Source organism: Myroides sp. NP-2, from assembly GCF_014145665.1.
Taxonomy (GTDB): Bacteria; Bacteroidota; Bacteroidia; order Flavobacteriales; family Flavobacteriaceae; genus Flavobacterium.
Window position 1 is genome coordinate 253,517 of sequence record NZ_JACHTD010000003.1, and the last position, 20,691, is coordinate 274,207.

Sequence of the window (20,691 nt, forward strand, 5' to 3'; positions counted from 1 at the left end):
ATAATATATATTCCCTAGTAGTTAACATAAAATTAACCGATTAAATTAAATGATTTTTTAAATTAATGTCACGTATTATCGAAATAATATCACTTTCAATTGATTTTTTGTTATTATTTTCAATTATATATTGACTTCTTTTTACCTTTTCTTCGTCTTTCATTTGATTATTTATAATTTTTTGGACTTGTTCTTTTGAGACTCCATCTCGGGCCATCACTCGCTCAATTCTAACTTCTTCAGGTGCAACTACAAGCACGATTAGGTCGCAAGTATGCTCCAATCCATTTTCAAACAAAATTGCACTTTCTTTCATCACAATAGGTGCATGCTTATGTTGATCTAACCATTGGTCAAAATCCTCCTTCACTCGAGGATGAACCACCTGATTGAGCTGTTGCAACAGTTCTTTTTGATCAAAGACAAGTTGTTTAATTTTTGCGCGATCTAACAAACCGCGTTCAGTAATAACGGAGGTTGTAAAGATTTGTTGTACAGCTTGTACCACATCTGGGCGATCCATGATCTCTCGTGCTCTTTCGTCGGCAATATAAATGGGAATCCCCTGTTTTGCAAACAATTTAGCTACTGTAGTTTTTCCACTACCGATTCCTCCTGTTAGTCCTACAACGATACTCATTTCTATCTTATTTAAAAAACATTTCTGGCATTCCTATTTCGGGTTGTTTTTTCAACACGTGCAGGATATAATTTGATTTAACAAATCCCGTACCATACCCATAAAATTGCACAAAAACTGCACAAATCGACAAGAACGAAACCTTAAAACTCTTCTCTTTTAACAAAGATATCACAAAAACAGAGAAAAAATAAAATAAATATAGAGAAAATACTGAACAAAAACCCACAAATAGGAGTAAAAGACTTATAAAAAGGCCACCAATAAACAAACTGGGGAACCAATACGTCATTTTAGCATATTGTGGATAACGCTGATTGAGAATTGGTCTCGCCTTTCCAAACTTATGAACTTGGGTATAAAATTTTTTCCAATCGATTCTGCGTTTATGGTAGACATAAGCCTTGGGAAAGAGTTGGGTGTCAAAACCTAAGTTCCAGAGACGGATCGTTAAATCGGGATCTTCACCTGGGTGAATTTTGCCAAATCCACCAGAGGCTTGGTATGCTTTTTTAGAAATCCCCATATTAAAACTGCGGGGTTGAAATTTACTCAATCGCTCAGATCCTCCTCTAATCCCACCAGTGGTGAGGAAAGAAGTCATGGAAAAGTTAATTGCTTTTTGCACAGGGGTAAAGCTAGACAAGGCTTCATCGGGTCCGCCGAAACAATCGACATAGTGCTCGTTCAAATAGTGATCTACTGTTGCTAAATACCCTTGGGGAATGATACAGTCAGAGTCTAAGATGATGTAGTACTCTCCTTTTGCCTTTGTCATACCGTAGTTTCTCGAATCCCCCGGTCCTGAATTACTTTTATAGTAGTAGGCGATATCCAATTGATCTTGGTATTTCTCCACGACAAATCGCGAATCAATAGTCGATCCATCTTCTACAATCACCACTTCAAAAGGGCCTTGAAAAGTTTGCTTCGCTAAGCTAGCCAACAATTCATCCGTTTCATCTGGTCGATTGTAAACAGGTATAATAAACGAATAATGCATGATCTTCTTAATATAGCAACAAAAATATCGCTTCCTAAATTGGAATACAAAATTTACTCCTTATATTTATGTACATTATTTATATTTTTTACGTTATAAAGTGTAAACTTTCTGAAAAAGTAGACCATCTAACTGTAATTGATTTTAAATATTCGAAACTTTATTATATGAATGCAATTAATATACTTTGGGTTGATGATGAAATTGACTTATTAAAACCTCATATTATCTTTTTAGAAAAAAAAGGCTATGCCGTGACCAAAGCTACCAATGGAGCTGATGCTATAGATCTGGTAACGCAACATCATTATGACATTGTTTTTCTCGACGAGAACATGCCGGGATTAACGGGATTGGAGACGCTAAACGAAATCAAAAGCCTCAAAAGTAGTCTTCCCATTGTGATGATCACAAAAAGTGAAGAAGAATACATTATGGAAGAGGCAATTGGCGCCAAAATCGCAGATTATTTAATCAAACCTGTGAATCCCAATCAAATTCTGTTGTGTTTAAAAAAGAATTTAGACGATTCCCGCATTGTTTCTGAAAAATCTTCCTTGAGTTATCAGAAAGAATTCCGCAATATAGCGATGGATTTAATGTCGATCAACACTTATGAAGACTGGATTTCCCTTTACCGAAAGCTCCTTTTTTGGGAGGCTAAGCTCGAAGATATTGAGGATCAAAATTTGATCAATATCTTAGAAGGACAAAAAAGCGAAGCCAATAGTTTATTTGGGAAATTCATTGAAAAGAAATACGAAACTTGGATCAACTCCACTGCGGATCGACCGACTTTTTCGCATGAAATATTCAAAAAATGGGTGGTTCCCGAACTGAAAAAGGAGAATAATAAGATTCTCTTTCTTGTCGTAGACAATATGCGTTATGATCAATGGCGCTCGTTTGAACCCATCGTATCGAATTATTACAAAATTGAGAGTGAACACACGTTTTTTTCTATTTTACCGACAACGACACAATATGCGAGAAATGCTATTTTTTCGGGTTTAACACCTCTACAAATGGAAAAAATGCATCCTGAATGGTGGAAAAACGACGTTGAAGAAGGGGGTAAAAACCTCCATGAAAACGATTTTTTACAGGCACAATTACAGCGTTTGCGCTTAACAGTACCCAATGAATATTACAAGATTGTCGGACAAAAAGACGGGCGAAAATTAGTTGATAATTTTAACGCTATCAAACACAATCAACTGATTACCATTGTTTACAATTTTGTCGATATGTTGTCTCATGCGAAAACGGAAATGGAAGTGATCAAAGAATTGGCATCTAATGATAAAGCCTATCGTTCTTTGACGACGAGTTGGTTTAAAAATTCGACTTTATTGGATGTGATTCAACAGGCACAACAAGCTGGTTTTAAGTTAATTATAACCACCGATCACGGAACCATAAACTGCAATACCCCTTCGAAGGTTATTGGTGATAAGAATACAAGTTTAAATCTCCGTTACAAAACAGGCAAGAGTTTAACCTTTGAAAAAAAGGATGTATATGTGGTTAAAGATCCAAAAAAGATACAGCTTCCCGCTATAAATCTAAGTAGTTCCTTTATTTTTGCAAAGAATGATTGTTTCTTAGCCTATCAAAATAATTACAATCACTATGTATCTTATTTTAGAAACACCTACCAACACGGGGGGATTTCACTGGAAGAGATGATCGTTCCTTTTATCATTTTAAATCCAAAATAAATGGAATTTATATATCAACTTGAGGAAATAGACAAAATAGCGGCAGCGGTTTTACCGTTGTTAACGCATAAGATTGTGTTGTTTGAGGCGCCTATGGGTGCGGGAAAAACGACTTTTATCAAAGCTTTGGCGAAGCAATTAAAGATAACTGACATGACGAGTAGTCCGACGTTTTCTATTGTTAATGCGTACCAAATACCCGAATCAACTGCGTCTTTGTACCATTTTGATCTGTATCGTTTAGAGGAAGAGGAAGAGGCGTATGACTTTGGTTTTGAGGAGTATTTAGACAGTGGAAACTGGTGTTTCATTGAATGGCCGGAGAAGACACCTAATTTGATTCCCGATCACCACAGTATCATCCAAATTGAAGTTGTAGATACTCAGGTTAGAAAATTAATAATTACCAATGCTTAAACTGTAATGTATGGCTAAATTATATCCTTTTTCTAAAAAATCGTTCCTTCCACAAGAGGAGTGTTTGCTTGTTGAGCCGCGCAAAGGGGAGTTATTCATTGGGGTCCCCAAAGAGAATTTTACCTTGGAGAAACGCATCTGCATTACACCAGAAGCCGTGCAAACGCTACATGCTTATGGCCATCGCGTTTTAATTGAGAAAGGAGCTGGTGAGGCAGCTAGTTACAGTGATTTAGAATACAGCAAAGCAGGGGCTGAAATTACTACGGATACCAAAAAAGTATTGGGTTGTCCAATAGTGGTCAAGGTAGTTCCTCCTACCCTAGAGGAAATCAAACAGATGACGCCTCATAGCGTATTGTGGTCAACCATTCAGTTAAAAACATTAGACCCTTCCTATTTTAAGGCGTTAGCCAAGAAAAAGATCTCGGCCATTGGGTTTGAGTTTATTCAAGACAAGAGTGGTTCTTTTCCCGCTACGAGTATTTTGAGTGAAATTGCCGGAATTGCCTCCATCCAGATTGCTTCGGAGTTGATGACTACAACGAATCAGGGCAAGGGATTGCTCATGGGTAATATCACAGGCGTTGTTCCGACAGAAGTGGTCATTTTAGGTGCGGGCATTGTTGCGGAATACGCGGCTAAAACGGCGATTAGCATGGGAGCCAATGTGCGTATATTCGACAATTCCATCCAAAAATTGAGGCGTTTACAGAACAATCTTCCATTTCCTGTTTCAACCTCAACAATTCAAGACAAAATACTATTGAAAGCCTTGATGCGTTGTGATGTAGCTATTGGCGCAATCCGAGGAAAAAACCGATCACCAATTGTCGTGACGCAAACCATGGTAGAAAGCATGAAGAGAGATGCCGTAATCATAGATGTTGCCATTGACAATGGCGGTTGTTTTGAAACGTCAGAATTGACAACACATGAGCATCCAACACAACGAAAATACGAAGTTATTCATTACGGAGTACCTAATATTACTTCGCGCTATTGCAAAACTGCTTCTATGGCGATTAGCAATGTTATTACGCCTTTTCTGTTGGATTTTGCAGATAATGGAAGTCTTGAAGGTACTGTTTTTACGGATAATATTCTCAAATCAGGCATTTACACGTATAAGGGATTGATCACAAATAAAGTGGTAGCGGACTGGTTTGGTCTAGACTATAAAGACATTCGCCTTTTTGCGTTCTAATTTTTTGCCAATTATTTAGTTTTACAAAGCTATATTGCTACTTTTGTACAAATTTTGAAAAAATGAGCTTTATACAACGACTTGCATACTACTTGTTTGGCCTACTGATTGGCTGCATGTTTTTATTTTACTTTTTTGGAGAGAAGAAAACAGAGTTTTGTTATTTACCCAATTGTAGAGTGTTAAAAGATTTGAGAAGCAAGCCCGTTCACTATAGTGCTGATACTGAAAAAATTTTCAAAGAAGGATGGGTTGGTGAAGAGGATGTTAGAAAATCTTTGCAATACGGAAAAGTCAATTTTGATCAGAGTAATGTAGATTTCGAAGACGGCAAGCTCTATGTGATTAGCGGACGAACAGCCAACAATGATCCTATTACCATAAAAATGGTCAACTATACGGATAAGGTAAAACTTTTAAATATAACAAAGCCCTAATAATTAGGGCTTTTGTCTTTTTATAATTGATCGAGTTTCTTTCGATGTGGAAGACTGAGTTGCTTGAATGCGGTTGGTGTCATCCCAGTTATCTTTTTAAATTGTGTACTGAGATGTGCTACACTACTATAATTCAGTCGAAAAGAAATTTCCTTTAAGCTCAATTCGTCATACAACAGCAATTCTTTTACTTTTTCTATTTTCAACTGAATAAAATACTGTTCAATTGTCGTAGATTCCAGCTGTGAAAAAAGCTGTGTTAAATAGAGGTATTCTCTGTTTAACTTGGTTGACAAATAGGTGGACAAAGGCATTTCTAAAACCAATTGTTCACCTTGTAGCAGTTCGACGAGTAGCGATTTGATTTGAGAAACGCCTTGTCGTTCTTTATCATTGAGCAATTCAAAACCGATGGCTTCTAGCTTTTGGCTTATTTGTTCCAGATCTGCTGGTTTCACTTGCTCTTGCAATTCTACTTCGCCCAATTTTATTGCTATAGGCGTGTATTGCATCGATTTAAAGATTTGTTCTACAGCAAGTATGCAACGATGACAAACCATATTTTTTACAAATAGTTTCATCCTGCGTTATTTTTTTTGTGGTTCAAACTCCATATCATAGAGGTCTAAGCCCACTGCCCAAAAGTCTTTTTGTATTTGCTTGGTCACAAAACCGTATTTTTCATAAAAGGGATATACAACTTGAGAGGTACGCACGCGAATACGGTCAATTGCTGGTATTTTTTGTAAGATTCCCAAGCGATACAACAGCAAGGCGCGTCCTATGCCCTTCCCCTGAAAAGCAGGTGCAACCATATCCCAACTGATTCGACCTTCTTTTTCTTTGACTAACACATTGATTCCTCCTGCTCCTACAAGTTGTCCTTCATCTTCAACAACAAAATATTGGTCTAGTTCTTCTTCTAAGTAACGCTTGTATTCTGCCACCTCTTCTGCTGCAAAATACAAGGGTACATTCCACTCGATTAACTGAAGTAAAGCATTTTTATCTGATTCTATATATGGGCGTATTTTCATAATGTGGTTGATTTTACTCCCAAAGATAAAAAAAAGCAGACGAACAATAGAATCCTCTATCGCTTACGAAAAACCTATACATAAAAAAAAGCTACCTCCGTTGGAGGTAGCTTCACTTTATACGTTTAATAAATGTAATGAATCTCTTAATTCTGGTTTTTCTTGTATGAAACTATTTACCCATTCACCTAATTGCTCCACATCATAAGGGACTAAATGATTTAATGCTTTTTGTAATTCTTTATAAAATAATTTCGAATCAAAACTAACGCTCTCTAAAACAGTCTTAGCATAGTTCAACATTACTCTTGTTTTCATAACTCAATATTTTAAATATCTTACTTCATCATAAACATACTTCTTTTTTTATGTAAAACACGTTTATGCTGTATATTTTAATATTATTTTAATACTTCAGTATTTTAGGGTAATTACCCCCATAAAACGTAATATTTTTTGTCTTATTGTGTGAAGTACAAAAAAAGGGGCTTTTTTTTACTAATAATCCAATTATGCTATTTTATATTCTTTTAATGCTAAAAAATAGCAGGTACAATTCAAAATATGTTGTACTTTAATCTTCGATATTTAGTTATTCACTTAACATATAACCTATTGATAATGAAACAAAAAACTAATTTATCTCGTATTGCTGTGCTTGTTTTAACGATTATTTTTCTAATTACAGCAGTTACTTTTGAAATTTTTGAACTCAGTTCGTTGCCGGCACAATTTTTCGGCACCTTATTAGGGGTTGTGATTACGGCCATTATCACGGTATTGCTCTTGCAAGGACAAACGAAGAGCGAGGAATCAAGGGAGCGCAATTTGATGGTTTTTGAAAAGAAACAGGAGGTGTTTTTTCATTTTTTAACGCAATTAAACACCATCTTACAGAAAGAAAAGCTAACGTTGCACTTGAGTCACGATAAAACTTTAGAACGTGAGGTACACAGCTTACAAGATTTGCTTTTTGAGTTTGGTTTTTTACAGATGCACACGTCTTCGGAGACTTTCGATCAAATATTGGCTTGCGTAGGCAATTTAATGGAAGAGAGCAAAAAGATCAAACACCTGCAAGAAAAAACGGAACACGATTTTGAAGTGTACTATAAAGTGCTAGCGACGGATTTCTTTTCAATTGTTTCCCTGTTGAAGTTAGAGCTATACAAGTCTGCGCCTACCTCCATTGATAAACGTCAATTAGACCGCATTATAAAGCTGTCCTTTTAAAATAAGCAAAGGGGAACTTCTCCCCCTTTGCTCTTTAGCTAAAAAAAATCCCTATACTTTTGCATATACTCGGTGTTGTATCACGTACAAAATAGCGTTGATGAAAATGACACTAGACCTCAGCAGAAGTAAGGGATTAGGTGTTACGGCAGCCATCCCCCTCCTAAGGAGCGATATAGTTGTATGGTCGCTAACCATTTTTCCAGTTCGTTATGGGCCATTTCCAATTCGGCATAGAGGTATGCCTGCTCAGAAGTTAATACATCTGTATACGTAGTCTTTTGGTTATACAGCATCAACTTTTTGGTATAATCCACAGCTAAGGCTAATTTTTCTACTTGTTTTTGGCGGAGTTGCTGTTGTTCATCTGCTATTTCATACGCCAATAAAGCATTTGATACTTCCTTACTTGCCTCCAATACTTTTTGTTGAAAACGGTAGATCTGCTCTTGATAGGTAGCCTTGGCTACAGCTAACTTGGTTTGATTTTGACGTTTGCCAAAGATGGGTTGCAACAATCCCGCAGTTAACTGTGCAAACAATCCGGTGGGTGTAAACCACTCTTTCACATCATAGCTAGAATATCCAACGGAAGCATTGATAGTTATGCTAGGGTAAAAGGATCGCTTAGCCACTTTTACATCTTCAAAATAGGCCGCTAAGGCCAATTCCTCTACGCGAACATCAGGGCGATTTTGCAACAATTGAGCAGGAACGCCTACTTTCATCTGTGAAGGTGGAAGTTGCTCTTCTATTGTTCCTCTTTCTATTGTTCCTCCTGTTCTTCCCAGTAAAATACTCAAAGCATTTTCTACTTCTTGTATTTGTTTTTGGATGGCAGGACGTGTAATTTGGGCATCGAGGTAATTTGCCTCGCTTTGAACTACGGCAGCTTCTGTAGTGAGATTAGCCTTTTTTAGTTGCTTCATGGTTGAGACGTCTTGCGCTCGATTTTCAAGCGTTCGCTCCACAATACGGAGTTGCTTATCCAGAAGTAACAGCTCGTAATAGTAATGGGCAATTTGCGCAACAAGCTGCGTTTGTATTGCCTGCTTCGCAGCTTTCGTTTTTATCAATTGGTAATAGGCTGATCGTTTACTACTCGCTAGCTTTCCCCATATGTCGAGTTCCCATGTACTTGTTGCTGCTACTTCGTGAAGGGTAGCATACTTAAAGAATCCAAAGCTTTGAGGATAAGACGCTCTTGTTCGTTGCAGCGATCCCCCTACATTTACATCTGGTAAAAAGGAGGCCTTTGCCTGGGAGACAACTGCTTGTGCTGCATCGATACGCGTCAATCCTATCTTGAGGTCTAAATTATTTGCTATTCCTTCTTCGATTAGGCATTTGACATAGTCATCTTGGAAGAATTCCTGCCAAGGCAAGGTAGCGACAGAAGAAGAGTCAGTAGCTATCTCATTTCGATAAGCAACTTCCACTTGCTGTTGACCTGGATATACTTCTTTTGCTGATTGACAGGATAGCGCGAGTGTAATACCCCCTAACGCCCATATATATTGATAGATTGGTTTCATTTTCTTGATTTTCAATTCAACATGACATTTAAAGGTGTTCTTGTTCACTAGGCTGAGGAGTTTGGCCACTGAATCGTTCTTGCATTCCTTGGAAAAAGACAAAGAGCGTGGGAATCGCCAATACCCCTAATACAGTTCCAATGAGCATTCCACCTACAGCGGCAGTACCGATAGATTTATTACTCCATGCACCTGCACCTGAAGCCATTACTAAAGGAAGTAAGCCGAAAATAAAAGCAAAAGACGTCATTAAGATAGGACGCAACCTCACTTTAGCCCCCTCAATTGCTGCTTGTACCAAAGACAAGCCACTCGATCTGCGTTGGAGCGCAAATTCAACAATTAAAATTGCGTTTTTAGCCAGAAGTCCAATAAGCATAATTAAGCTAATTTGCAGAAAGATGTTATTTTCAATCCCGAACAATTGAGCAAATATAAAGGCCCCTGCTAATCCAATTGGCAACGAAAAAAGGACGGCCAGTGGGGTAATATAGCTTTTAAACTGAGCACTTAACAAAAAGTAAACAAAGACAATAGACAAGGCGAAAATCAGAAGGGTTTGATTGCCACTTGAGCGTTCCTCTCTTGATAATCCCGTGTATTCAAAGCCGTAATCTTTTGGCAATGTTTGAGCGGCCACTTCTTCTATAGCGCGAATAGCATCACCCGAGCTGTATCCTTCATTTGGACTTCCGTTGACATAGGCTGAATTATACAGGTTAAATCGCGTTAAAAATTCAGGGCCATACACCTTTTTGAGTTCCACAAAAGCTGTAATGGGAGCCATTTGACCCAAGTTGTTTTTGACGTATAAGTGCTCTATCGCTTCTATATTCTCTCTGTATTTGGGATCTGCTTGCATCACGACTTTATACTGCTTGCCAAAACGATTAAAATTAGTTGCGTAAATTCCGCCTAAATAGCCTTGTAAAGTCGTTAGTATTTCGGTCACTTCAATACCTGCTGCCATTGCTTTTTCTACTTGAACAGCAACTTCATACTGAGGGAAATTAGTGTTATAAGAAGAAGTGGCATAGCTAATTTCAGGGCGTTGATTCAGGGCTTGTAAAAATGCACCAATACGCGATTCAAATAGAGCATAATCGCCTTCACCTGTTTTGTCTTGCAGTTGAACTTCAAATCCAGCACTATTTCCAAACCCTTGTAAAGTGGGGCCTGCAAAAAAGACGATTTGCGCTTGTTTTAGGTGAGCCGTTTTTGCAAATAATTCCTGTACGACATGGTGGATATCCTGCTCTTTGTTAGGGCGTTCTTTCCAGTGTTTAAGTTTGACAAAGAGCACCGCATATGAACTCCCATTTCCACTAAAAAAGTCCATTCCTGACAAAAGAGAGGTGAATTTCACTTCTGGAATTGTACTTGCAATACTGTCAATTTGATTGGCGATATACTCGGTTTCTTCTAGAGAAGTTGAGGGAGATAAAATGATATTTCCATAAATAGAAGCACTATCCTCATTAGGAACAAAGCCTGTTGGTGTGGTCTTAGCTAAGTAAGCAAAAAGACAACCGAAAAAGAGTACACCAAAGAGCACAATAATTTTCTTTTTATTGAGAAGGTGTAAAATGGCTACATAGCGTCCAGTGAGGCGATCAAAACTGCTGTTAAACGCTGTTTTAAAACGCGGAATCCACCCTTGTTTGCTTCCTTCTCTCTTCCCTCCTGTTTGAGGTTCTGGCTTTAATAGTAAGACACATAAAGCGGGACTTAACGTTAAGGCATTAACGGCTGAAATTAAGATGGCTACCGCTAAAGTAATGCCAAATTCTTTGTAAAATACACCCACAGATCCTTTGATAAAAGTTACAGGTATGAAAACGGCAGACATCACAAGTGTAATGGATACAATAGCCGTAGTTAACTCACTCATTGCATTTAGCGTAGCTACTTTGGCATTGGTAGCCCCTTCATATAGTTTGGCGTGTACAGCTTCGACCACAATAATAGCGTCATCGACCACGATACCAATAGATAATACTAAAGCAAACAGCGTTAGTAAGTTGATGGTAAAGCCAAACAAGTTGAGAAAAAAGAACGTTCCAATACAAGCGACAGGTACTGCAATAGCGGGTATTAACGTAGAACGCCAATCTTGTAAAAACACCAACACAACAATAAAAACTAGCACAAATGCTTCGATCAATGTAGCGATCAATTTAGACAAAGAAGCTAGTAAGAAATCATTCGAATTAGCATAAACTTCAAAAGCAGTAGCTGGCGGAAGATTTTGTTGGGCTTGCTGTAAAATTTCCTCACTTTGTTTAATAATATCATAGGCATTGGACCCTGCAGTTTGACTCACCGCAATATAAGTTCCTTTTTTGCCATAAGCTGTAATAGACATAGCGTAGGAATAAGCTCCTAATTCGATTTCAGCAATATCTCTTAGCCTCAACACGCGTCCATCAGCTTCAGCGCGAATAACGATAGCTCCAAATTGTTCTGCTGTTTCTAATCGTCCAGTATATTTCAAGACATATTGGAAGCTTTGTTTACTATTTTCTCCAACTTTTCCTGGAGCAGCTTCAATATTTTGCTCGTGTAATGCTTGCTTAACATCTAAAGGAGTTAAACCGTAATTGGCCATTTCTTTGGGTTTAAGCCAAATGCGCATGCTGTAATCCATACCTCCATAAATAGAGGCTTCCCCTACTCCGTTAATTCGTTTGAGTTGTGGTAGAATATTAATGCGAGCATAGTTTTCAAGAAAAGTCTGATCATAGCGATCATCTGTACTGTAAAATAAAAAGCTAAAAATTTCACTACTTAACTTTTTTGTTGTCGTTACACCTTGTTTTACTACTTCTTCTGGCAATTGGCTCAAGGCTTGGCTCACTCTGTTTTGGACGTTAACGGCAGCCATATCTGAATCCGTACCTTGATCAAAGGTAATGGTTATTACTGCAGAGCCGTCGTTACTCGCTTTTGAACTCATATACGCCATATGTTCCACTCCATTAATTTCTTCTTCAAGTGGCGTTATCACACTTTTCATTACAGCTTCTGCATTTGCTCCTTGGTAATTTGCAGCGACTTGTACCGTTGGCGGGGCAATTTCAGGATATTGTGTAATGGGTAGTTCAGACAATCCCAACAGTCCAAGTATGACAATTATAATGGAAATTACGGTTGACAATACTGGATTTTCTATACATTTTTTAAGCATACTATCTTCTGTTTAATTCACTACTTTCATTCCTTCTTTCGCTCCGCCAATTTGATCAGCAATAATTACGTCACCTTCTTTAATTCCGTCTACTACAATAAAGGAATCACTCGAAGGTTGATGCTCTAAAAGCTTAATTTCTCTGCTTTCAATTACATTTTCTGTATTGACGATATACACAAAGCGCTTGCCTTGTATATCGAAGGTGGCTAATTGGGGGATAACTAATGCCTGTTCCATTTCGTATTTTAATCGAATCACTCCTGTACTTCCACTTCGCACTAGCTGATGAGGATTGGGAAATGCCGCTCTCACTTGAATACTCCCTGTTTGTAAGTCAAGCTGTCCACTAATGGCAGTAATAGATCCTTGCTGATCAAATAGTTGTTGATCGGACAGCTGTAATTCAACGGTAGCCATTGCTTGAACATAGGGCAATAACGCTTGATTATGCGCTTGTTGAGCCAAGGCTAAATACTGTTTTTCACTCATTGAGAAATAGGCACTGATCGTCGAAATATCAGATAACACCGTCAGCGGTAGTTGCGTTTGTGTATTCACTAGTGCCCCTTGTTTATATGGCAATAAGCCAACGTAGCCATCAAAAGGAGCAGTAATTGTAGTATAAGCAGCATTACTTTTGCTAATGTTACGCTCAGCTTGCACTTGAGCCAAAAACGCTTGTTTGCTCTTCAGATCTAAAGTCGCGGTTTTCAATTCAAATGGACTGATAATTCCCTCTTCTACAAGAGGTTTTGTCTTTTCCACTTGCAATTGCGCTTGACTCACTGCTGCCTCCGCTTCGTTGAGCTTCGCTTGAGCCGCTTGGTTTTCCTCTGCATATTGTGGAGCATAAAGTGTAAATAAGGCCTGTCCTTTGGTCACCCATTGTCCTTCATCCACAAATATTGATTCAATATACCCTTCTATTTTGGGTCTGATTTCAATATCTCGAATTCCCCTTATTGTTGCAGGATAGGAAGTATAGACGATAGCCTTTTCTTTTTGAATGGTTTGCAAAGGGAAACTTCCTTCATTAGGCATTGTCCCCCATCCTCCTTGTTCTGTATTCTTTTTACAGGAAGACACAAGAGAAAGTAGACAAAGCATCCACATAAATTTTGACAATACATGCATAAGTAGTCGGTTTTTATTTGATCTAATCATCAGAAGTACATCTTCTGATTGCGTGTACAAATGTATTCTACACCAACTACCCAATAAAGGGCTAAAAAGCAGGTTTAATTGTCAAAAGGTAAGATTATACTCTTTTTAAAGAAGTATAAAGCGCAATAAATAGTCGAAAGGTTCGTTACAGAATAGTCAGGTTAAGGTATATGTTACTATTAGAAAGCGTTGCGATATTGTTTTGGTGTCATGCCTTCGTAACGTTTAAAGTATTTACTAAAGGTACTTGCATCTGGAAAATTCAAATTTTCTGCGACGGCATTGATGGATAAGGAACTGTCTTGTAGCAGTATTTTGGCTTCAAGGACTACTTGGTTTTGAATCCATTCACTTGCTGTTAACCCAGTTTCAGCAGAAATCACTTGACTTAAATACTTTGGATGTAGATGAAGGTGATCCGCATAAAAAATTACACTTCGCTCTTTTTTACAGTGTTTTGCAACTGCTTCTCTGAACCGCAACTCTATGGTATTTGCTGTTTTTGTTTTATTTCCATACTTTTCATAGAGGTAGGCAATCTCATTCACCATGCTGTAGACGACTCCGCGGATCACTTCTAAGTGCTGAGAAGTGCCGACTTTGTTTGCGTGTTCAATAACGCGAAAAAGGGTTTTAAAATTGCTAAATTCGTCTTGAGACAATTGAGAAACGCATCCGCCTAAGCTCGATAAGTCTGAGAACGCAGTTAGTACATTGTTTTCAACTAATTTATCGTGTAAAAAGTCTTCCCCAAACAAAATAGTTTCCATTTCATAGGTTGGTCTAGTTTTATCCCATCGCTTAATGGAAGTGGTATCTGCAAAAATAATGGCAGGTGCTTGTACGTGAAATTCCGTAAGATCAATGTGAAAGGTAATTTCCCCTTCTTCAAGTAGTCCAATTCCGTAATAATTAGACCGATAGGGTTCTGCGGGATAGTAGTCTAAATTAATAATAGGCATATAGATATAGCGATCTTGTGAATCAAATTCAGCAAAATTTTGTTTCAATCGATCTAAGGTTTCCCATTTAATCTGCTTCATCTACATTGGTTTTGTATTATTTTTTCAAGGTAGCGTTAATTCGCGCTAGCGCTTCTTTTTCGGTAATGCCTTGGTAAAAATCGTTCAGCAATTCATTTCCTTCCTTATGGTGTAAATAGATAAACGGTCGGCCTTTTTCATTATCTACTTCCACATTGGTACCTATTTGAATACAGGTATCAAAATCATAAGGAGCTATATGGTTATTCAACCAGCCAAAATAGGTTGCTTTAAAGGATTTATTGTCAAAATTCTCGTAATATTCTTTGAAGCTCTTTTCACTTACTGACACCCATACGCCATAGTCCAAATCCTGACAAGCATCAACTACGGTTTGAATCAAGACAACGCGAATGAAATAGTAGGTTTGATCTGGCTGAATGATAGCACAAAAGTCGCTGGTTACTTCAGCATTTTCTTTTTCAGCATCGGTTAATTGCGCATAGCTCAATGGTGTTGGATAAGCTAAGGCAGGCCAACTTTCATGTTCTTTTCCACAATCTGTACAAGTAAATAGCATTTGTTTTTTTTTACAATAGTACGAAAAAATTAGAAGATGGCGGGATGAGGTTTGTTGCTTGTGCAATTTTCAGATCTATAAAAAATGACGGGGTATGCTTCGCAGTCAATTGGAGGAGGAATATAAAAAAACAGGACACTCAGAGAGCATCCTATTTTCATTAATTACTATGCAAGTGTATTATTTTGCCCAAATTAGTTTGGTATTCATTTGATCCCCTCCCATTCGAGCTGCGGCGGCATCCTTATTCGCCTTATTGATCAAATTAAGATCAGTTGGATAGGTGATTCGCGCTGGTAAGTCGGTCAATCCAAAGAAGGGTACGAAGGTATATTCCGTTTGTTTTTGAGGTCCAGGCACACGCAATTCATGTGTTTCACCAGGGAGCAAGAGTGTTTTAGGGTAATTTGTTCTTCTGTATTCTGCCCAAGCTTCATACGGTTGCATATACAAGGCAATGTATTTTTGCGTGAGTATATTTTCTAGGTTTACTGTATTGACTTGAGCTAAATATGTGTCTTGATCTGTTGTTGTTACCTGCCATTTTTGCATAGACGCTCGAATTCCATTCTTATAGTTTTCTTGAGGATTTATGCCTAATTCAGCTAGGATGAATGCAACTTCAGCATATTCCATGAGGATCTCTGTATGGTCTGCGTTGTAAATCGTACCGCTAAATTGAGAAGCATAATCTGCTTGACTTCCAGTGTAATCATCCGTAACTCCGATGGGCATTCCGTAGTAGAAATCAGCGGTTCGATCGACGTAGTCGTTTTTTTCAATACAAGGAGCAGCTTTTGAGGAGTCGTAAAAAAAGGCTAAAGTCGTTTCTACTTCTTTTCCACTTTCCTCGTCTTTTAGCAATTGACTAATTGGCGCGACCATTTTAAACAAACGCGGATCTAGCACCCCAGCGAAAGGATTGGTTCGCTTTGTTTTGGATTCTCCTTTGAGTAGTTCTACGAAGGTATTAGCGGGCGAAAAATCGTTTCTTTTGTCTATAAAAGCATCAAAATAAAAAGGAGAAGGTCTCACTCTATCATTTTGGTAAGCCTGTCCCACGTTATCGTCGTTTGACTGCATTAATTCCTCTACATGGCTGCTTAAGTCTGCAATATGTTCTCTAGCGCTCGGCAGGACATCTTTGAGGCGATTGGCAATTCTCAATCGAAGGGAATTGGCAAATTTTTTGAGTTTTAAGGGAGAGCCAAAGAGGAAGTCACCCGATGAGAAGACTTGATCTGCATTCATATTTAAGGATGCTGCAGCATCTTTTAGCTCCTGCATGAGATCGGTGTATATTTTTTCCTGAGGGGCAAATACGGGCGTGGCTATTTCCGATGCAGTTCCCAGGGTCATTGCCTGGAAGTCGGCATCTTTTGTTCCGTAGGAGTAGTAGGGAACATCGCCATACATATCGACCAGTTGCAGTTGGGCATACGCAATCATAATACGCGCAGCTGCTAGTTGATTAGCGGGGTCTCCATACGTTTTAACTTTTGCTTCATTCGCAGGATTTGTCACAATATCAATAATTTCCTTGTATCCTTTCACTGCTAGAAAAATATTTTTATAGAGGCTGTTGTTGACTTCGCCTCTAAACTGATAGCGATCTTCTGCGGTATAATTTCGTTGAGCGGAATACTGTACCCAGGGCAATGCCATACGTCCGGAGGGCATTCCCCTACGGGTATTAGTCATCAGCGTTCTATTGGTATTGTTAAATAATCCATTGGTTGTTACTTCTAGGGGCTTATTGGGATCGATGTTGATTTGTTCCAAATCACTATCACAACTTGTAACTAGAAAAAGCAGTACTACAAGCGCCCAGGAGAAGGTATATTTTTTCATAGGTATTGATTATAATTTGAATTTAACGTTCATCCCATACGAGCGTGTAGAGGGTAGAGAAGCACCTTCGATAGCTTGGATATTTCCACTGGCGTAGGAAGCCATTTCAGGGTCCATACCATTCCAAGCGAGATTCCAACTAAACAAGTTTCTGGCAAATAGAGAGATTGTCACGCCGTGAAAAGGGCCAATCCACTTCACAGGTAGATCATAGGCTAAGGTTATTTCGCGTAGTTTAACGTAGTCGGCATCAAATACATTTTGTGCATCTACGGTTGTATTAAAGCCTTTTGCCCAATCTACTGCACTAATTCTTTGGTCGTTTTTCGCTCCGTCTTCGGTTACGCCATCCAAGATCAACCCTGCTTCGCGAATACCTCCTTTGGCTGTTTCTTCTAACATACCGGAATACATCCCATACATATGTGTTGTAGAGAAGTACTTGCCTCCTTTTTGGATATCAATGAGAAATCCTAGGTTGAAGTTTTTATAGCGGAAACTGTTGCGTATTCCCATGTTGTAATCGGGCAGATAGGATCCCAAAGCTTTCACTTCTGTGGCTTTATACAATCCATCTTCTCCTATAACTTTGTTTCCATTGGCATCATATACGTAATCTGTACCGTAGATTTGCCCGTATATTTCCCCTATTTTCCCTTGTAAGGACACTCGAAATGGCGCTCTTGCAATTTCAACTGACTCAACGCCTTCAGCCAATCGGACTAATTTGTTTCGATTTTTTGCCACATTCCAGGTGATTTGCCAGGAGAAATCGGCGGTTTTTACGGGTGTTATATTCAGTGTTGCTTCAATTCCTTTGTTGCTCATATCACCGGCATTCATCCAGCGGTATGCATATCCTGTAGCCGCATCGTATTGCACTTTAGTGATAAGGTCTTTGGTGTCAATTTCATAATAAGACAGCTCAAATCCGATTCGATTCTTTAAGAATGCGGCCTCAATACCAATCTCTTTGGTTGTCATCAGCTCTGGTTTTAAATCTGGGTTGTTGGCTGTATCTTCTAATCCATAAGAGGGATCTCCTAAAAAAGGGCCGATGACATTGTAGTAATCTTTTGTGCGATAGGCCTCAGTATCATTCCCTACTTGTGCCCAGCCAAGGCGTATTTTACCAAAGCTCAACCAATCCACCTCATTCAAAACGTTTGAAAAGATAAACGTTCCCGTTAAGGAGGGATAGGTTACGGATTTTTTTACTGTTGAAAACCAATCCGTACGAATTGTTCCTTCGAGGAAAGCAGTTTCAAGATAATTGACACTAGCAGAACCAAAGACAGAATTGGTGCGCGCATGTGAAAAGTCATTGATGGATTTAGCTGTTGCTACGCTATTGTTTAGGTTGTACAAATTGGGAAGATTCAGTCCTCCTACAGTTTCACCTTGTAAGAAATCGGCTCTTTTTTCACTTCTATTCACTCCGACAAAGGCATTAACACCTAGGGATCCGAAGGTATCATCGTAGTGTAAACGCCCTTCATAGTTGTATTCTGAGCCAGCGCGTCTGGAAACCAAATAAGAGGAAGTGCTTTGGGAGCCGACAGCCACGCGTTCTTCAATGTTCAAATTATAGCGATCTCCATAGGCGGTTCCCACTACATAGACTTTATCTGAGAAGTTATAGGTCAACTTTACATTTCCATAGAGGCGGTTTCGAATATCCTCTGATAAATTTTCATAGACCACCCAATAAGGGTTATCGGAATAGGCGGGAATTCCACTATCCCAGGCGGTTCGATTCCAAGAGCGTTGATTGCCGTTTGCGAGTTTGTAGTCTTTTAAAGTCTCGAAGTCGAGTTGACGTTGTCCCCATTGAAAAAAGCGCTCTGCGACTGAATTATCGCCATAGCCTATTTCAGGTCGGTTAAACCCTTTGGTTCTCACGTAGGTAACATTGGCTTCAGCTTTGAGGTTATCACTTAATGCTGTGGAGGCATTGATGGTCAAATTGTTGCGCTGTAGTTTGGAATTGGGAACGATTCCCTCGGTTACATTGTTGTTAAATCCCATTCGAATATTGCTTGTTTTGAAGGATTTAGCAATTGAAACGGACTGATTGTAGGTTACTCCCGTTTTAAAGAAAGTTTGAACATCGTGTTTGGATTTCTCCCAAGGCACTTCTTTCATATAATCTGCGGGGAATTCTGGGTCAAAAGCATTCCATGGCAAATAGGGTGTCCCGTCAAATTTGGGTCCCCAACTTTCATCGAGGTTATATTCAGCAATATTGTATATTTTTCCGTTAATTTCTTGTTGTCTAAAGGTTGAGGTTGATCCACCACCATACTGTTGTTGCAGTTTGGGCATTATATTAACGGTTTCAAACGAGAGTCCGGTATTAAATTCAATGGCAGTTCGCCCATCTTTTGCGGACTTAGTGGTATAGATAATCACGCCATTTCCGCCTCGATTTCCATAAAGGGCGGAAGCAGGCCCCCCTTTTAAGACGGTTACTGTTTCAATATCATCAGGGTTAATATCTGCTGAACCGTCTCCATAGTCACGTCCACCAGAACCACGTTGCATGTCTTCATTCGCATAGTTGCTGTTGTCCAGGGGAATACCATCAACGACAATCAAAGGCAGGTTATTGCCCACAACGGACTTAACCCCTCTGAGGAGAATGCGCGTCGATCCCCCCATGGTAGAAGGGGCAGTTACTTGCAAGCCTGCTACATTACCAGAAAGGGCATTGATTGCGTTGGTCTGCCCTGCTTCAGCTATATGTTCACCTGAAACTTCTTGAGAGGAATACCCTAATTTCTTCTTGTCTCGCTTAATACCTAACGCGGTAACTACCACTTCGGTCAGCATATGTTCTGTGGGCACAAGTTGTACATTGAAAACCTTTTGATCGGTAACCTTGTACTGTACGTCTTTCATACCAATAAAGGAAAATACGACGGTGTCGCCTTTTTTTACCTTAATGCTATACTTTCCATCCAGATCCGTTTGGGTGCCTTGTTGAGTGCCTTGAATGATTACAGTAACACCTGGTAAGGCCATCCCTTCATCTGTTACAACTCCGGAGAGTTCTTTTTCTTGTGCATGTGCAAGCTGAAAAAACAAGCACAATACACTGAGATAGAGGTACCTTAATTTTAAATTCATTATGTATTTGATTAGTTTATTAATCAAAATTAACCTACCGTTATCTATAATAATTTAAAAAAACAAACAAGTGATTTCGGGACTAAATTCAAAAGTATAGAATTAAAATTCAACGAGTTATAGCTTATATTATTCAACTATTTATAAGGGTAAACATTTAGCCATAAGCTAAAAAAACCCTAAATATTAATAAAACATTAACTAATGGATATGGTGTTATTTAGGTGCATTTCCTGTTGAGTTTGTTAATTTATTTGTTTTCTTAAAGTAGGAAATGCTGTCTTATACAGTCAAATAAGGAAGATAATTGGGTGAAATTTCAGGTCTTTTTTCGGTTGTCACGTCCTCTCAAAGCCATGATATGCGAGTTAAATACCCTGTTTTTATCTGAATGTAGACGAAAAAGAAGTGTTGAGTACTTTACAATACAAGCAAATCCTTTGGGTTTTGTTCGGGTCTCCTTCGAGTCACCTTCGGTAAAAATGCGTCTAACCCCTGTATTTCCGAACAATTACCGAAGGAGTATCGAACAAAACTAAAACAAAGCAGTATAATAACCTGATT

At 38.7% G+C, this 20,691-nt stretch carries 17 protein-coding genes; 5 read left to right on the forward strand and 12 right to left on the reverse strand.

From position 1 onward, the window contains the following. Window positions 1–40 precede the first annotated feature (40 nt). Both coaE and H4K35_RS04930 read right to left on the reverse strand, forming a co-directional pair. A complete protein-coding gene (gene coaE / locus H4K35_RS04925; RefSeq protein ID WP_182626271.1) occupies window positions 41–640 on the reverse strand; it encodes a dephospho-CoA kinase in 600 nt (199 codons plus the stop codon). A 7-nt stretch (window positions 641–647) separates the two neighbouring features. Next, window positions 648–1,643: a glycosyltransferase family 2 protein gene (locus H4K35_RS04930; RefSeq protein WP_182626272.1), complete on the reverse strand. Its 996-nt coding sequence runs from the start codon at window positions 1,641–1,643 to the stop codon at window positions 648–650. Between the two features lie 167 nt (window positions 1,644–1,810). Here H4K35_RS04930 and H4K35_RS04935 point away from each other — a divergent pair, with 167 nt between their 5' ends. The 4 genes from H4K35_RS04935 (at window position 1,811) to H4K35_RS04950 (ending at window position 5,425) form a co-directional block, all read left to right on the forward strand. Further along, entirely contained in the window at window positions 1,811–3,364 is a 1,554-nt protein-coding gene (locus H4K35_RS04935; protein WP_182626273.1) for a PglZ domain-containing protein, read from the forward strand. Then, window positions 3,365–3,781: a tRNA (adenosine(37)-N6)-threonylcarbamoyltransferase complex ATPase subunit type 1 TsaE gene (gene tsaE, locus H4K35_RS04940; protein ID WP_182626274.1), complete on the forward strand. Its 417-nt coding sequence runs from the start codon at window positions 3,365–3,367 to the stop codon at window positions 3,779–3,781. It begins immediately after the preceding gene. A gap of 10 nt (window positions 3,782–3,791) precedes the next feature. After that, entirely contained in the window at window positions 3,792–4,988 is a 1,197-nt protein-coding gene (locus H4K35_RS04945) for an alanine dehydrogenase (RefSeq protein ID WP_182626275.1), read from the forward strand. Between the two features lie 62 nt (window positions 4,989–5,050). Beyond that, complete coding sequence (locus tag H4K35_RS04950) at window positions 5,051–5,425, forward strand: DUF4258 domain-containing protein (RefSeq protein WP_182626276.1); 375 nt, start codon at window positions 5,051–5,053, stop codon at window positions 5,423–5,425. 20 nt (window positions 5,426–5,445) lie between these two features. Here the strand turns inward: H4K35_RS04950 and H4K35_RS04955 are convergent, their stop codons facing one another. From H4K35_RS04955 to H4K35_RS04965, 3 genes are all read right to left on the reverse strand, one after another. After that, window positions 5,446–6,006 carry an AraC family transcriptional regulator gene (locus tag H4K35_RS04955; protein ID WP_182626277.1) on the reverse strand — a complete coding sequence of 187 codons (561 nt, stop codon included), beginning with the start codon at window positions 6,004–6,006 and terminating at the stop codon, window positions 5,446–5,448. A gap of 6 nt (window positions 6,007–6,012) precedes the next feature. Further along, window positions 6,013–6,462, reverse strand: a complete 450-nt coding sequence (locus tag H4K35_RS04960) for a GNAT family N-acetyltransferase (protein WP_182626278.1) — start codon at window positions 6,460–6,462, stop codon at window positions 6,013–6,015. 117 nt (window positions 6,463–6,579) lie between these two features. Further along, window positions 6,580–6,780, reverse strand: a complete 201-nt coding sequence (locus tag H4K35_RS04965) for a hypothetical protein (RefSeq protein ID WP_182626279.1) — start codon at window positions 6,778–6,780, stop codon at window positions 6,580–6,582. 303 nt (window positions 6,781–7,083) lie between these two features. Between H4K35_RS04965 and H4K35_RS04970 the strand changes: the two genes are divergently transcribed. Beyond that, entirely contained in the window at window positions 7,084–7,695 is a 612-nt protein-coding gene (locus H4K35_RS04970) for a hypothetical protein (protein WP_182626280.1), read from the forward strand. A 143-nt stretch (window positions 7,696–7,838) separates the two neighbouring features. On the opposite strand, the gene H4K35_RS04975 is transcribed toward H4K35_RS04970, so the two are convergent. From H4K35_RS04975 to H4K35_RS05005, 7 genes are all read right to left on the reverse strand, one after another. Further along, window positions 7,839–9,230, reverse strand: coding sequence for an efflux transporter outer membrane subunit (locus tag H4K35_RS04975; RefSeq protein ID WP_182626281.1), 1,392 nt, complete (start codon window positions 9,228–9,230; stop codon window positions 7,839–7,841). A gap of 28 nt (window positions 9,231–9,258) precedes the next feature. Further along, complete coding sequence (locus H4K35_RS04980; protein ID WP_182626282.1) at window positions 9,259–12,417, reverse strand: efflux RND transporter permease subunit; 3,159 nt, start codon at window positions 12,415–12,417, stop codon at window positions 9,259–9,261. A gap of 12 nt (window positions 12,418–12,429) precedes the next feature. Next, a complete protein-coding gene (locus H4K35_RS04985) occupies window positions 12,430–13,527 on the reverse strand; it encodes an efflux RND transporter periplasmic adaptor subunit (RefSeq protein WP_182626283.1) in 1,098 nt (365 codons plus the stop codon). A 236-nt stretch (window positions 13,528–13,763) separates the two neighbouring features. Beyond that, window positions 13,764–14,627 carry an AraC family transcriptional regulator gene (locus tag H4K35_RS04990; protein ID WP_182626284.1) on the reverse strand — a complete coding sequence of 288 codons (864 nt, stop codon included), beginning with the start codon at window positions 14,625–14,627 and terminating at the stop codon, window positions 13,764–13,766. A gap of 16 nt (window positions 14,628–14,643) precedes the next feature. After that, window positions 14,644–15,147 carry a DUF2199 domain-containing protein gene (locus tag H4K35_RS04995; RefSeq protein WP_182626285.1) on the reverse strand — a complete coding sequence of 168 codons (504 nt, stop codon included), beginning with the start codon at window positions 15,145–15,147 and terminating at the stop codon, window positions 14,644–14,646. Window positions 15,148–15,327: 180 nt separating this feature from the next. Then, window positions 15,328–16,998, reverse strand: coding sequence for a SusD/RagB family nutrient-binding outer membrane lipoprotein (locus H4K35_RS05000; protein ID WP_182626286.1), 1,671 nt, complete (start codon window positions 16,996–16,998; stop codon window positions 15,328–15,330). A gap of 9 nt (window positions 16,999–17,007) precedes the next feature. Further along, window positions 17,008–20,127: a SusC/RagA family TonB-linked outer membrane protein gene (locus tag H4K35_RS05005; RefSeq protein ID WP_182626287.1), complete on the reverse strand. Its 3,120-nt coding sequence runs from the start codon at window positions 20,125–20,127 to the stop codon at window positions 17,008–17,010. Window positions 20,128–20,691 lie beyond the last annotated feature (564 nt).

Excerpts from the sequence above, each read along its gene's own strand:
- coaE (WP_182626271.1), bottom strand. The coding sequence starts at position 640 with ATGAGTATCGTTGTAGGACTAACAGGAGGAATCGGTAGTGGAAAAACT.
- H4K35_RS04930 (WP_182626272.1), bottom strand. The coding sequence starts at position 1,643 with ATGCATTATTCGTTTATTATACCTGTTTACAATCGACCAGATGAAACG.
- H4K35_RS04935 (WP_182626273.1), top strand. The coding sequence starts at position 1,811 with ATGAATGCAATTAATATACTTTGGGTTGATGATGAAATTGACTTATTA.
- tsaE (WP_182626274.1), top strand. The coding sequence starts at position 3,365 with ATGGAATTTATATATCAACTTGAGGAAATAGACAAAATAGCGGCAGCG.
- H4K35_RS04945 (WP_182626275.1), top strand. The coding sequence starts at position 3,792 with ATGGCTAAATTATATCCTTTTTCTAAAAAATCGTTCCTTCCACAAGAG.
- H4K35_RS04950 (WP_182626276.1), top strand. The coding sequence starts at position 5,051 with ATGAGCTTTATACAACGACTTGCATACTACTTGTTTGGCCTACTGATT.
- H4K35_RS04955 (WP_182626277.1), bottom strand. The coding sequence starts at position 6,006 with ATGAAACTATTTGTAAAAAATATGGTTTGTCATCGTTGCATACTTGCT.
- H4K35_RS04960 (WP_182626278.1), bottom strand. The coding sequence starts at position 6,462 with ATGAAAATACGCCCATATATAGAATCAGATAAAAATGCTTTACTTCAG.
- H4K35_RS04965 (WP_182626279.1), bottom strand. The coding sequence starts at position 6,780 with ATGAAAACAAGAGTAATGTTGAACTATGCTAAGACTGTTTTAGAGAGC.
- H4K35_RS04970 (WP_182626280.1), top strand. The coding sequence starts at position 7,084 with ATGAAACAAAAAACTAATTTATCTCGTATTGCTGTGCTTGTTTTAACG.
- H4K35_RS04975 (WP_182626281.1), bottom strand. The coding sequence starts at position 9,230 with ATGAAACCAATCTATCAATATATATGGGCGTTAGGGGGTATTACACTC.
- H4K35_RS04980 (WP_182626282.1), bottom strand. The coding sequence starts at position 12,417 with ATGCTTAAAAAATGTATAGAAAATCCAGTATTGTCAACCGTAATTTCC.
- H4K35_RS04985 (WP_182626283.1), bottom strand. The coding sequence starts at position 13,527 with ATGCTTTGTCTACTTTCTCTTGTGTCTTCCTGTAAAAAGAATACAGAA.
- H4K35_RS04990 (WP_182626284.1), bottom strand. The coding sequence starts at position 14,627 with ATGAAGCAGATTAAATGGGAAACCTTAGATCGATTGAAACAAAATTTT.
- H4K35_RS04995 (WP_182626285.1), bottom strand. The coding sequence starts at position 15,147 with ATGCTATTTACTTGTACAGATTGTGGAAAAGAACATGAAAGTTGGCCT.
- H4K35_RS05000 (WP_182626286.1), bottom strand. The coding sequence starts at position 16,998 with ATGAAAAAATATACCTTCTCCTGGGCGCTTGTAGTACTGCTTTTTCTA.
- H4K35_RS05005 (WP_182626287.1), bottom strand. The coding sequence starts at position 20,127 with ATGAATTTAAAATTAAGGTACCTCTATCTCAGTGTATTGTGCTTGTTT.